This is a genomic window from Aquimixticola soesokkakensis (assembly GCF_900172375.1).
Lineage (GTDB): Bacteria > Pseudomonadota > Alphaproteobacteria > Rhodobacterales > Rhodobacteraceae > Aquimixticola > Aquimixticola soesokkakensis.
The window spans coordinates 337,633-349,907 of sequence record NZ_FWFS01000001.1; the positions used below are offsets into that span (position 1 = coordinate 337,633).

The following is a 12,275-nucleotide window of genomic DNA, read 5'->3' on the forward strand; positions in this document are numbered from 1 at the left end:
CTATATTGAGGTCTTTGTGGCCCTCGGTATGTCGGTGAAATCGGGCAGGAACGCGGCGCGCGGCGGACAATACCGTGATTTTATGGCGGATCGTTTGCGGCGGGGAAACAGGTGTTGGCGCCTGTCGTCTCACCGCACTTCATAGATGTGATGTGTTTTAAGAACGTAAACTCAGCGGGTTACAAGGTGGCCGCCAGGCGTGTGCCCTGGTCTATGGCACGTTTTGCGTCCAGTTCTCCGGCGACATCGGCCCCACCAATCACATGGCAGGGGATATCGAGTGTTTCCAAACTGTCGGCAAGGCCGCGTCGCGACACCTGTCCGGCGCATAGGACAATCGTGTCGGCTTCGATCAGCTCGGGCTGCCCGTCGCGGCGAATCCAAAGACCCTCCTCCGTGACGCGTTCATAGGTTGCGCCGCCCAGCATCTTGACCTCTTTCATCGCCAGCGTGGCGCGGTGAATCCAGCCAGTGGTTTTGCCAAGCGTCTTGCCGGGCTTTTGAGCTTTGCGTTGCAGCAGGGTGACCTGGCGTGTCGGGGCATCGGGCGCAGGTTTGGCAAGACCACCGCGCGTTGCGATGGGATCGCCCACGCCCCATTCGGCTTTCCAGGCTGCGAGGTCCTCGGTGGGGCTTTCATCCGTCGTGAGGAATTCCGCAACGTCAAAGCCGATGCCACCCGCGCCGACGATGGCGACGCGCGGGCCGACCGGCGCGCCTTGCAGCACCTCGATATAGGACAGGACCTGCGGGCTGCTTTGGCCTTCGATTTCGGGGTCGCGCGGCGTGACGCCCGTGGCCACGATCACCGCGTCGAAACCGGCAAGCATCTGTGCGTCCACATCGGTGTTGAGCCGCAGGGTGACGCCGCTTGCCGCCACCTGCGCGGCGAACCAGGCAACCAGACCGTTGAATTCTTCTTTGCCGGGAATGCGGCGCGCGAGGTTCAATTGCCCGCCGATGACATCGCTGCGATCAAAAAGCGTAACGGTATGGCCGCGCCCGGCAGCGGTGATCGCGCAGGACAGCCCCGCAGGCCCCGCGCCGACGACGGCAACGGTTTTGGGCGTTTGTGCCGCTTCGATCACCAGTTCGGTTTCGTGACAGGCGCGTGGATTGACGAGGCAGGAGGTCAGCTTGCCCGAAAACGTGTGATCCAGGCAGGCTTGGTTGCAGGCGATGCAGGGCGCGATATCCTGCGCGCGGTCGGCCGCGGCCTTGGCGACGAAATCGGGATCGGCGAGAAAGGGGCGGGCCATGGACACCATATCCGCCACGCCGCGCGCCAGAAGGTCTTCGGCCACGTCGGGGGCGTTTATGCGGTTGGAGGTGATGACGGGGATCGAGACTTCGCGCCGCAGCCGCTCCGTCAGCCAGGAAAACGCCGCGCGCGGCACCGAGGTCGCGATGGTGGGCACACGGGCCTCGTGCCATCCGATGCCCGAGTTCAAAATAGTGGCCCCTGCCGCCTCAAGGGCGCGCGCGAGGGTGGCAACCTCGTCCCAGTTCGATCCTTCCGGGACCAGATCGATCAGCGAGATGCGGAAGATCACGATAAAATCCGCGCCCACAGCGGCGCGTGTCCGGCGCATGACCTCAAGCGCAAAGCGCATCCGGTTCTCGAAACTGCCGCCCCAGTCGTCTTCGCGCTGGTTGGTGTGCGCGCAGAGGAACTGGTTGATCAGATAGCCCTCCGAGCCCATGATTTCGACGCCATCATAGCCTGCTTCGCGTGCGCGCCTTGCGGCGGTGGCGTAATCGGCGATCTGTTTCTCGATGCCCGCAGCGTCCAGTTCGCGCGGGGCAAAGGGGGAAATCGGTGAGCGGATCGGCGAGGGGGCCACGCAGTCTTTGGAATAGGCATAGCGGCCTGCGTTGAGGATTTGCATCGCGATCTTGCCGCCCGCCTCATGCACCGCGTCGGTGACGTGGCGATGGTTGGCAATGTCGGTATCGGTGTAAAGCCCCGCCGCGCCGGGGAACACGCCGCCCTCGGGGTTCGGGGCCATGCCGCCCGTCACGATCAACCCCACGCCGCCCCGCGCACGGGCCGCGTAAAAGGCCGCGACCGCGTTCCAGTCGCCGCGCTCCTCCAGCCCCGTGTGCATCGACCCCATGAGAACGCGGTTGCGCAGGGTCGTAAACCCCAGATCGAGCGGGGCAAGCATATGCGGATAGCGGGTCATCGTGTCCTCCCAGACTGTCCTCCCAGACGTGAGGGAAGGATGCCCAAGCCCATTGGCTCTGTCACCCGCAACGTGGCGTTAGTTCGCGCCGGTTTCCACGCAGTGACGGCGAAAGGCGCGTTTCAAAAGGTCCAGTTCCGCCCGCAACAGATCGATTTCTGCGCGCAAGTCCTCGGCCAGAGGCGCCCCTGCGAGAATGGCAAAGCTCGACAGTTTTCTGCCGGTGTTGCGGTCGGAAATGACAAAGGTTTGCAACCCGTCCGCGATCAGGTCGGGCGGGATTGCCACGCGCAACAGCCAGTGGCCCTCCTGTTCGTCATCGCGGGTCAGCTGGGTTTCATGCACCTTGTGCTCAAGATGCGTGACCTCGATTTCGGGCATCTGGTCCACGTCTTCGGGGACCACAAGCACGCCTTCCCAGATTCCGGCGGTGATGCGCAGTTGGGTCAGGGTGACATCGGCCATGGCGGGTTTCCTTGCAAGCGGGCGAGAGGGGCGGGCGGTTAAAGTTCAGCGCGCGGGCGGCGCGAGAGGGTGATGTCACGCAGCACGATCTGGTTCATCTCGGCCCCTTCGAGAATCAATTCGACCCACATGCGCTCGACGCGTTTTTCGTTCAACTTGGTGTAGGCCAGATCGAATTCGACCCAGACTTCGTCCTCCGAGAGGGGCAATTCGCGCACCACCTGTTCGGTATTGGGGCCGTGGCGAATGTTGAGCCGCGCAAAGATTTCCAGCGGCTTTTCCATTTCTGCAACGCAAGACAGGCGCAAAATGTGACGCCGTTGCAGACCTTCGACCGCATCCACCGGCAATTCGATCGAGAGGGCCAGAAACGATCCGTCAAAGCGAAACACGTCCAGCCGCAAGCCGAAGGGCGCAAGGTCATCCTCGCGCGTGTTTCTGATCTGGCGCAGGGTCAGTTCGGAAATTTTGCAATCGTGGTGCAGGACGACCTCTTCACCCAGTTGGGAGCGCGAGCGCACCGCGACCAGGCCCTGCTGGGCAAGCGGGCCGCGCCAGACTTCGGGGCGATAGCTCCAGTCGGTGTGCAGCGGCGTTTGAATGGCATTGGGGCCGATCATCGGCAGGGTCAGCCGCGCGTCGGCAGCAAAGAGAAACCGGTCCAGCTGGTGGCGCAAGGCGCGTGCGCGATTGCGCAGCTGGCGCAACATCGACATGCGCATTGTCGGCGCGTCATCCGCAAGGGTGGACCAGCGCTGCGTCGCACGTTTCAGAGCGCGCGTGCGAAGATTTTTACCGATGCGTGACGCCATAGGATGTCCCTGTCTGCACTTTCGGCTTACGTTTCAGGGCAGGGTGCGCTTGAAACCTTAAAATTCAACAAACTTTGCGAAATCCTTAAACTGGATCGCAGACGGAAACAATCGTTTCACTGCTTCAAGTATTTACCGCGCCGCGGCAGGATGCAACGCCACCAGCGCAAAATCGCTGCGTTATGGGCGGGTTGCACCGTTTTTAGCCGACGCCTGCCTGAACGGAACTGGCGCGACCTGCCCAATTGCAGGCGCGCGGCATCCTCGCTAGGGTCCGCGTATGACAGGGTACCCCAGGCCAACTTCCAAGCGATTTGCCCCCGACCTGCCGCGCGCCTACGCGGCCTACGGCGCGATGCTGCAGGCTGCGCGGCCGCGCAACGCCCTGTGGCGGCTGGTCGTCGGGGTGGTGGCAAGTTTCGTGCTCTACATGGTGTTCAACGCCGTATGGCTGGGCGCCGCCGCGATCTTGGGGCCGATCTTTGCGCCGCTGCAGCTTGGCCTTGAGGGGCCAGAGTTGGGGCGAACGCCGGGGGGATTGCTTGTCGTGCTCTTTGGCTTTGCGGGGCTGACGCTGGCGACCGCCGCGATCACGCGCGTCCTGCACCGGATGCCCGTTGCGGGGTTGCTTGGGCCGCTGCCTGCGTTGCGTGTCGATCTGCGCCGCACGGTGGTATGGGTGCTGGGGCTTTATGTGGTGATCGCGGTTTTGTCGGCGGTTTTGCCGACCGTGTCGTCCACCGGCAGCTCGGGAGAGGGGGAGACCAGCATCGCCGGCCTTGCGCCGCGCTTGTGGCTGGCGCTGTTGCCGCTCTCGTTGCTGGCGGTTTTCATCCAGACCTCTGCCGAGGAAGTGTTTTTTCGCGGGTATCTCCAGACCCGTCTGGCCGCGCGCGGCCTGCCTGTCGTTGTGTGGCTGGCTGGGCCATCGGCGCTGTTTGCGCTTGGGCATCTTGATTTTACCGCCACGCCACAGGCCAATGTGTTCGGCGTCTTATGGGCCTTTGTCTATGGCATCGTCGCCGGGGATTTGGTGGCGCGGGCGGGCAATCTGGGCCCTGCCATCGGCGTTCATTTTGTCAATAATCTCGGGCCGTTGCTCGTGGTGGGTTTGCAGGGTGATTTGTCTGGCCTCGCGCTGCGACTATACCCTTTCGATAAATCCGGTCTGGTGCTTGAGCCGACCCTTTTGGGGGTCGAGATCGCCATGCTGGGGGTGATGTGGTTGGCGGCGCGTGTGGCTTTGCGCCGCTAGGTGCCTCTTTTGCTGCGGTCGATTGCATTCCGACAGCAGCTCTTTTAAATGAGACCTCAGAAAAACACTTGCCAAACTCACGCCAAGCGGGGCCGCCGATGAACTGGATTTCGAACTACGTCCGTCCGACGATCAACTCGATCTTCAAGCGCAGCGATGTGCCGGACAATCTTTGGACGAAATGCCCCGAATGCGGGACCATGCTGTTCCACCGTGAATTGTCCGAAAACCAGCAGGTCTGCTCCAATTGCGACCATCACATGAACATCACGCCGCGCGACCGATTTGCGGCGCTGTTTGACGGCGGCATTTTCACCGAGGTGAAGGTCAAGGATCCGATCAGCGATCCGCTGCAGTTTCGCGATCAGAAAAAATACCCCGACCGCATGCGTGCTGCGCAAAAGGCGACGGGCGAAAAAGAAGCCATGCTGGTGGCCGAGGGCGAAATCGGGCGCACGTCTATCGTGGCCGCCGCGCAGGATTTTTCCTTTATGGCGGGGTCGATGGGCATGTATGTGGGCAACGCGTTTATCGCCGGTGTCGAGCGCGCGATTGCCAAGAAATGCCCCTTTGTGATGTTCTCGGCGGCGGGTGGCGCGCGGATGCAGGAGGGCATTTTGTCCCTCATGCAGATGCCGCGCACGACCGTGGCGATCGAGATGCTGCGCGAGGCGAATCTGCCCTATGTTGTCGTTCTCACCCATCCGACCACGGGCGGCGTTACCGCGTCCTATGCGATGCTTGGCGATGTGCAGATCGCCGAACCCAATGCCCTGATCTGCTTTGCAGGCCCGCGCGTGATCGAACAGACGATCCGCGAGAAATTGCCCGAAGGGTTCCAGCGCGCGGAATATCTGCTGGATCACGGGATGCTCGACCGCGTCACGGACCGGCGCAAAATGAAGGACGAGCTGGTGACCATCTTGCGGATGCTCGGCGGCCTGCCCCCCGCCGTCGCGGGTGAATTGCCGCCGCCCGCCGGTCTCGACACGGAGTTCGTCGAAGAGGCACCCGTCAGCAAAACCCCCGCGACGGCGGCCCCCAAGGGCGCGGTGGCCGACAGCCAAAAGAGCGCAAAACCTGTCGCTGCAGCGGCTGCGAAAAAGTGAGCCTTTCGACAGGCGTGCGTTCGGATGTCGTGCTTGCGCGGTTGATGGCGCTGCACCCGAAGGTCATCGACCTTGTGCTGGATCGCGTCTGGCGCTTGCTGGAGGCGCTCGAAAATCCGCAAGCCAAGCTGCCGCCGGTGATCCACATCGCGGGCACGAATGGCAAGGGCTCGACGCAGGCGATGATCCGCGCGGGGCTTGAGGCGATAGGCAAATCCGTCCACGCCTACACCTCGCCGCATCTGGCCTATTTCAACGAACGCATCCGGCTGGCGGGGGATCTGATTTCCGAAGAGGCGCTGACGGCGGTGCTTGAGGAATGCGAGGTAGCCAACGGCGGCGAGCCGATCACCTATTTCGAGATAACGACTGTCGCGGCACTGCTGGCCTTTTCGCGGGTGCCCGCCGATTTCACCCTGCTGGAAGTAGGGCTGGGCGGACGGCTGGACGCCACGAATGTGGTCACGCCACAGATCAGCGTGATTACCCCTGTGTCTATCGACCACACACAGTTCCTCGGCGATACGATTGAAAAGATTGCCGCCGAGAAGGCGGGGATCATCAAACCACGCATTCCGGTCGTGGTCGGTCCTCAGGCCGATGCCGCGCTTGAGGTCATTGAACACACCGCGGCGCGCAATTTCGCGCCCCTCCTTGCCTATGGCCAACAGTGGCATGTCTGGGAGGAAGCGGGGCGCTTGGTCTATCAGGACGAGCGCGGGTTGCTCGACCTTCCGCTGCCCAAGCTGATCGGCAAGCATCAGGTGCAAAACGCCGGTGCTGCCTTGGCTGTTTTGCGCCATCTGGGCGCGGATGAGGCCGCTTGCGAAGCGGCGCTTAGTAAAGCCGAATGGCCCGCGCGGATGCAGCGCTTGCGCCACGGGCCTCTGGTTTCCTCTGCGCCTGAGGCTGAAATCTGGCTGGATGGCGGGCATAATCCGGCGGCGGGCCTTGCGCTCGCCGAGGCGCTGGGCCGTTTGCCCGCGCGCCCCACGCATCTGATTTGCGGCATGCTCAACACCAAGGATATTGCCGGATACCTGCGCCCGCTTGCGGGTGTTGCGAGGTCGCTGCACGCGGTTTCGATCCCGGATGAGGCGAACACGCTGCCCGCAAGTGCCACCGCCCAAGTGGCGCGCGAGGTGGGACTGTCTGCGGTTGAGGCCCTTGGCGTGCAGGCCGCGCTCGACACCATTGTGGCGCAGGACCCCCATGCGCGGGTGTTGATCTGTGGCTCGCTCTATCTGGCGGGCAGCGTTTTGCGCGAGAACGGCTAGACCTCACAGAGACTGTGCGCCCATGCGGGTATCGTTTGTGCGCGCTCGCGCCTATATCTGCCTCAACCTCTTTTGGAGAAGCAGATGACCCATCCTATCGAACTTGGCCTCGACACTTTCGGGGATATCACGGTGCGCGACGGCAAACCCAATTCCCATGCGCAGGTGCTGCGCGATCTGGTCGAGGAAGCCAAACTGGCCGATGTGTCAGGCGTCGATTTCCTCGGGCTTGGCGAACACCACCGCGCCGATTACGCGGTTTCAGCGATCGAACCGATCCTGGGCGCGATTGCGGCCCAGACCACGCGGCTGCGGTTCGGTTCGGCGGTGACGGTGCTGTCCTCGGACGACCCCATTCGCCTGTTCCAGCGCTTTGCCACGCTGGCGGCGCTGTCGGACAATCGTGCGGAAATTATCCTTGGGCGCGGGTCCTTTACCGAAAGCTTCCCGCTGTTCGGCTTTGACCTCAGCGATTATGAAAAGCTGTTCGAGGAAAAACTGGACCTTTTTGCCAAGCTTCTGGCGTCCGATACCGTGTCCTGGTCCGGGTCGATCCGCCCGCCGCTGAAAAAGCAAGGCATCTGGCCGCAGCCCGAAAAGCCCCTGCGCACCTGGATCGGAGTCGGCGGCTCGCCGGACTCGGTGGTGCGCGCGGCGACGTTCAACATGCCGATGCTGATGGCGATCATTGGCGGCAATCCCGCACGCTTTCGCCCCTATGCCCAGCTCTACCGCGAAGCCCATGAAAGCATGGATCAAGCGGTGCTGCCGATTGGCGTGCATTCGATGGGCCATGTGGCGATGAGCGACAAAGAGGCGCAGGAACGTTATTTCGCGCCCTATTGCGAGATGCACGATCTGATCGGCAAGCAGCGCGGCTGGCCGCGGCAAACCCGTGCGCAGTTCGATCAGGAAATTGCGCATGGCTCGCTCTACGTCGGGTCGCCCACGACCGTTGCGACCAAGATCGCCGCGACCCTCAAAGTGCTCGGCGCATCGCGTTTCCAGCTTAAATATTCCGCCGGCCCGATGGAGGTGGATCATATCCTCGACCACATCAAACTCTACGGCGAGGAGGTCATCCCCCGTGTGCGCGAGATGATGGCCAAACAAGACGCCTGAGGGCGCGCCCAAGCCGATACCTAACGAAAAGGGCGCCTCGAGGGGCGCCCTTTTTGCTATTTTATCAGGTGCTTATTTGCAGGTGGTGGCAATCGCCTGGGCCAAAATCGGCACTGTCACTGAGTTGAGGCCCGCGATGTTCATGCGGCTGTCGCCCACCATGTAAATCCCGAATTTCTCGCGCATCTCCAGCACTTCCTCGGGGCTTGCCCCGATGCGCGAGAACATGCCGCGGTGACGGGCGATGAAATCGAAGCGATCCGAATTGGTCCGCTCGCGCAGCTCTTTGGCCAGTTGCTCGCGCAGGCCAAGCATGCCCAGACGCACCTCTTCGAGTTCCGCCATCCAGTCGGCTTTCAGCGCGGGATCGGTCAGGATCATCGTCACCAGACGCGGGCCGTGATCGGGGGGGAAAGAAAAGTTCTGGCGGTTGAGATAGTTCATCGACCCTTGGGCGAGCGGCGTGGTTTCGGCTTTTTCGGAAATCGCCATCAACACGCCCGCGCGTTCGCGGTAGATACCGAAGTTCTTGGAACAGGACGCCGCAACCAGCATTTCGGGCAGTTTGGACGCGAGCAGGCGGGTCGCTGCCGCATCGTCGTCCAGACCGTCCCCAAAGCCCTGGTAGGCGATGTCGACCAGCGCGGTTGCGCCTTTTTCGAGCAGCAGATCAGCGACCTGGCCGAATTGTTCCAGCGTCAGATTCGCACCCGTGGGATTGTGACAGCAGCCGTGCAGCAGCACCAGATCGCCCGCTTTGACCCCCTGCAGCGAGGCGATCATCGCGTCGAAATCGACGACGCAGTTCACCGCGTCGAAATAGGCGTATTCCAGCACGGGCAAGCCCATGAAGTTCAGGATCGACACGTGGTTGGGCCATGTCGGGTTCGACACCCAGACGCGCACATCGGGGTTGGCCATACGCGCAAGTTCAAAGGCCTGACGGATTGCGCCGGTGCCGCCGGGGGTCGCTACGGCAGCGACACGATCCGCGCTGACGCTGTCGGCCAGCACCAGATCGCGCATCGCAGTGCCATAGGCCGGATCGCCCGCAAGCCCTGTGTAGCTTTTGCTGTCCTCGACTTCCCACAGCTTTTTCTCGGCGGCTTTGACCGCGCGCATGATCGGCGTGTGGCCGCTGGCATCCTTGTAGACGCCCACGCCAAGGTCGATCTTGGTGTCGCGCGGGTCTTCTTTGTAGAGGCCCATGAGGGCGAGGATCTTGTCAGCCGGTTGCGGCTTGAGATTGGTCAGCATTCTCAGTCTCCAATCGCGACCTTGAGGTCGCCGTACATGCCCCATTCGGCCCAGCTTCCGTCATAGAGGGAATGCTGCGCACCGATGCGTTCCAGCGCGAGGCTCAGGATTGCCGCTGTCACACCCGACCCGCAGGAGGTGATCACCGGCTTGGAAAGGTCTACGCCCGCACGCTCGAAGATGCCGCGCAATTCAGTGACCGGGCGTAAAGTCCCCTCGGCGGTCAGCAGGTTGGTATAGGGGACGTTGCGCGCGTTGGGGATATGGCCCGAACGCAGTCCGGCGCGCGGTTCGGGAACGTCGCCGCGAAACCGGGCACCGGCGCGCGCATCGACGATGGTGTAATCGCCCAGCTTGGACGCGCGGGCGACCTGCGTCACGTCGCGCACCAGATCGGGCTGGAATTCGGGGACCATATGGCGGTCCTTGATCACCGGCGGTTCCGTGGTGATCGGGCGCTCTTCGTCAAGCCATTTGGGCAAGCCGCCGTCCAGTACGGCGACATTGTTCTGGCCAAAGAGTTTGAACATCCACCACATGCGTGCCGCCGAGAACAGGCCTGCACCGTCATAGATCACGACCTGATGGCCATCACCGATGCCCAGGGCGCGCATCCGGCTCATGAATTTTTCAACGGGGGGCGCCATATGGGGCAGATCGGAGCGCAGATCGGAGAGATCGTCGATATCGACAAAGCGGGCACCGGGAATGTGGCCAGCGGCATATTCCGCCTGTGCGTCGCGCTTGTCGGCGGGCATATACCACGAGGCATCAATCACCCGCAGATCGGGGTTCTTGAGATGCTGGGCCAGCCAGTCGGTCGTAACGAGAGTTTTCGGATCGCTATGGGGCATAACCTGCCTTGTGGGACAAAGGGAGGTGGAAACAAGTGTCCTGCCGCTCTTAGACCTACAGCCCCAACCATGCAAGCCACAGGGCCGCGCAAAGGCGGCCCCGAGCTAAGAAAATTGCGCCCCGAGGGCTTTGGGAGAAATTCACCCTCTGCGCAGGCAGGGGCTAGAGGCCGAAGACATACATCCTGAGGGGCATCCACAGCCCCATGCCGACCATGATCAGGTTTTCGGCCAGCGACACGGGCCCGAGCGGCACATTGGTGCCAGCGCCGACACAGGCGCATTTCAGGCTACGCTTTTCGACATAGACGGCCTGATACACGGACCAGGCGCCGACACCGCCGATGACCAGCGCAATGGGGGCGGAAATCCACGTCAAAATCCCCGCGATCATCAACACAGCCGCAAGCGCTTCGAGAAAGGGATACAGATAGGCGTAGCGCACATGTTTGCGCGCCAGCACATCATAGTTGAGAAACATCGTGGAAAAGGTTTCGATATTTTGCAGCTTCTGCACCGCAAGAAGGGCCATCGCCACAGCAAAGAAACGCTCGATCAGGCGACCGACGAAAACGGCGCGCTCGGTGTCGATGGTCATGGCGAGGGCGATGAAAAACGCCATCGCAAAAATCGCGATGACGGGCGTATAGCTGGGGGCGTCCTTGTCCTGTACCTTTTTGCCAAAGAAGCGGCGCAGATCGTCATAGCCGCCCACTTTGGTGCCATCAATAAAGGTCAGGGGCGTGGTTTTGACATCATGTTCGGCCTTGAAGGCATCGGTGGCCGCGCGGTCGGTGAGGTGGTGATCCTCGACCTCATAGCCTTCGTGTTCCAGCAAATCCTTGGATTTCAGGCCAAAGGGGCAGATGTGTCCGGGAAAGACCATGCGATAGAGCACTGCTTTGCCGCGATAGGCTCCGGTTGTGCCGGTCGTGGCTGTCGTGGTGTCAGTCTGGTCAGGAGCAACCGTTTTGGCCTCGCCTGCGGCGGAGGGGGTCGCGGTATCAAGAGGGGTATCGGCCATGGCGCGCGCCTTTTACTGGGGAACTGACTGGCAAGGTAGCCTTTCCCCGGCGTTGTGCAACCCCGTGCCCGCAGGCCACGCGAAACCGTGAGCGGGGGGGGCTGTTGTGCGCGCGTTCAATCGTGGGTTTTGAGCAGGCGCTGCTTTTGGCGTCCCCAGTCACGCGCGGCATCCGAGGCGCGTTTGTCGTGCAGCTTCTTGCCCTTGGCGACACCCAGTTTGATTTTGACGCGGCCTTTATGGTTGAAATACATCACCAGTGGCACCAGCGTCATGCCCTCGCGCCCCTGCGCTTGCCAAAGGCGCGACAGTTCGCGTTTGGACACCATCAGCTTGCGTTTGCGCCGTTCTTCATGGGGAAACATCGCCTGCTGGTAGGGGGCAATATAGGCGTTGGTCAGCCACAGTTCGCCCTCTTCGACCATTGCGTAGCTGTCGGCGATATTGGTCTGGCCAACGCGCATGGATTTTACCTCCGACCCCATCAGCACGACACCGCATTCGATGTCGCTTTCGATGGCATAGTCAAAGCGGGCGCGCCGGTTTTCGGCGATCACCTTGTAGTTTTTCTCTTCGGGTGTCTGTTTCTTGGCCATAGTCAGATGCAAATAGGGTTTCTTGGGGCTGCTGTCCACTGGTCGCAGGCGGCAATCGTTGCCATTGCGGCCTCAAGAACAGGGGAAATCGGCGCGACCCCGGAGGAAGCTCTGCATTTTTTCTTTATGTCGTTCACCGCGCTGGGGTCTGGCGAAATCATTTTGCCCGCGCATTGGCGCATTCTGTCGGGTATGATGGCCGTCAACGGCTTTCGCAATATCGGGATGATCCGCGGGCTGGTGATCGAGATGATGCGCCAAGTCCGGTTGAGGCAACGGGCATCTGTGGAATAGTTGCGCGCTGGTGGCACAGGGTTA

Annotated in this window: 12 protein-coding genes; 5 read left to right on the top strand and 7 right to left on the bottom strand. The window is 61.9% G+C overall.

The window, feature by feature from the left end:
- Window positions 1-179: 179 nt before the first annotated feature.
- The 3 genes from AQS8620_RS01625 to AQS8620_RS01635 form a co-directional block, all read right to left on the bottom strand.
- A complete protein-coding gene (locus tag AQS8620_RS01625; protein WP_085835070.1) occupies window positions 180-2,186 on the bottom strand; it encodes an oxidoreductase in 2,007 nt (668 codons plus the stop codon).
- 78 nt (window positions 2,187-2,264) lie between these two features.
- On the bottom strand, window positions 2,265-2,651 hold the full coding sequence (locus AQS8620_RS01630; RefSeq protein WP_085835071.1) for a hypothetical protein: 387 nt from the start codon (window positions 2,649-2,651) through the stop codon (window positions 2,265-2,267).
- 38 nt (window positions 2,652-2,689) lie between these two features.
- Window positions 2,690-3,463: a DUF6478 family protein gene (locus AQS8620_RS01635; protein ID WP_085835072.1), complete on the bottom strand. Its 774-nt coding sequence runs from the start codon at window positions 3,461-3,463 to the stop codon at window positions 2,690-2,692.
- Between the two features lie 280 nt (window positions 3,464-3,743).
- On the opposite strand from AQS8620_RS01635, the gene AQS8620_RS01640 reads away from it, so the two are divergent.
- The 4 genes from AQS8620_RS01640 (at window position 3,744) to AQS8620_RS01655 (ending at window position 8,226) form a co-directional block, all read left to right on the top strand.
- On the top strand, window positions 3,744-4,718 hold the full coding sequence (locus AQS8620_RS01640) for a CPBP family intramembrane glutamic endopeptidase (RefSeq protein ID WP_085835073.1): 975 nt from the start codon (window positions 3,744-3,746) through the stop codon (window positions 4,716-4,718).
- A 98-nt stretch (window positions 4,719-4,816) separates the two neighbouring features.
- A complete protein-coding gene (gene accD, locus AQS8620_RS01645) occupies window positions 4,817-5,827 on the top strand; it encodes an acetyl-CoA carboxylase, carboxyltransferase subunit beta (protein WP_085835074.1) in 1,011 nt (336 codons plus the stop codon).
- A 44-nt stretch (window positions 5,828-5,871) separates the two neighbouring features.
- Window positions 5,872-7,104 carry a bifunctional folylpolyglutamate synthase/dihydrofolate synthase gene (locus AQS8620_RS01650; RefSeq protein ID WP_085835350.1) on the top strand — a complete coding sequence of 411 codons (1,233 nt, stop codon included), beginning with the start codon at window positions 5,872-5,874 and terminating at the stop codon, window positions 7,102-7,104.
- Window positions 7,105-7,188: 84 nt separating this feature from the next.
- Complete coding sequence (locus AQS8620_RS01655; RefSeq protein ID WP_085835075.1) at window positions 7,189-8,226, top strand: LLM class flavin-dependent oxidoreductase; 1,038 nt, start codon at window positions 7,189-7,191, stop codon at window positions 8,224-8,226.
- A 72-nt stretch (window positions 8,227-8,298) separates the two neighbouring features.
- Here the strand turns inward: AQS8620_RS01655 and AQS8620_RS01660 are convergent, their stop codons facing one another.
- The 4 genes from AQS8620_RS01660 to smpB all read right to left on the bottom strand — a co-directional run bounded on the left by AQS8620_RS01660 (window position 8,299) and on the right by smpB (window position 11,957).
- Window positions 8,299-9,483 (bottom strand): amino acid aminotransferase, encoded by a 1,185-nt coding sequence (locus tag AQS8620_RS01660; protein ID WP_085835076.1) that lies wholly within the window; start codon window positions 9,481-9,483, stop codon window positions 8,299-8,301.
- A 2-nt stretch (window positions 9,484-9,485) separates the two neighbouring features.
- Window positions 9,486-10,337 carry a 3-mercaptopyruvate sulfurtransferase gene (sseA, locus tag AQS8620_RS01665; protein ID WP_085835077.1) on the bottom strand — a complete coding sequence of 284 codons (852 nt, stop codon included), beginning with the start codon at window positions 10,335-10,337 and terminating at the stop codon, window positions 9,486-9,488.
- Window positions 10,338-10,500: 163 nt separating this feature from the next.
- On the bottom strand, window positions 10,501-11,223 hold the full coding sequence (locus AQS8620_RS01670; RefSeq protein ID WP_085835351.1) for a MauE/DoxX family redox-associated membrane protein: 723 nt from the start codon (window positions 11,221-11,223) through the stop codon (window positions 10,501-10,503).
- 254 nt (window positions 11,224-11,477) lie between these two features.
- Window positions 11,478-11,957 carry an SsrA-binding protein SmpB gene (gene smpB / locus AQS8620_RS01675; protein ID WP_085835078.1) on the bottom strand — a complete coding sequence of 160 codons (480 nt, stop codon included), beginning with the start codon at window positions 11,955-11,957 and terminating at the stop codon, window positions 11,478-11,480.
- Window positions 11,958-11,963: 6 nt separating this feature from the next.
- Between smpB and AQS8620_RS01680 the strand changes: the two genes are divergently transcribed.
- Entirely contained in the window at window positions 11,964-12,251 is a 288-nt protein-coding gene (locus tag AQS8620_RS01680) for a hypothetical protein (RefSeq protein WP_085835079.1), read from the top strand.
- Window positions 12,252-12,275: the final 24 nt, after the last annotated feature.